1 protein-coding gene is annotated in these 324 nt (G+C 52.8%); it reads left to right on the plus strand.

What is annotated here, in order from left to right; translation table 11 throughout:
- The coding region (locus tag A142_RS25025) for a hypothetical protein (protein ID WP_032545605.1) at positions 1-324 on the plus strand (324 nt) is incomplete at both ends.

Below are 324 nucleotides of genomic sequence, written 5' to 3' on the forward strand. Positions count from 1 at the left end.
GGCGACCAACCTTTGGCGTTTGCTCAAGATGAGGCATTTTTGACTGCTTTGGATGGGGTGGCCACGCAAGGTTTTGTTCGTACTGGCTCGTTGTCTGGCGCCGTGAAAGCGCTGGCGGCCTCTAATCAGCCTATCAATACGTTAACGCTGTACTCAAACACACTTTCGAAGCTGTTGGCCTTTCATCCGTGGAAAGGCGAGCGCGTGACCACCTTAATGGTCTCAGGTGACACATTGAAAGCGGCGACTAAGCAGGTCACTGAGCACTATGGCTGGCGCTGGGATGAAAAATCATCTTGGCCTGTGGCTGACTTTACCTTCACG

It is taken from the genome of Vibrio splendidus 12E03 (genome assembly GCF_000272105.2).
GTDB lineage: Bacteria > Pseudomonadota > Gammaproteobacteria > Enterobacterales > Vibrionaceae > Vibrio > Vibrio splendidus_I.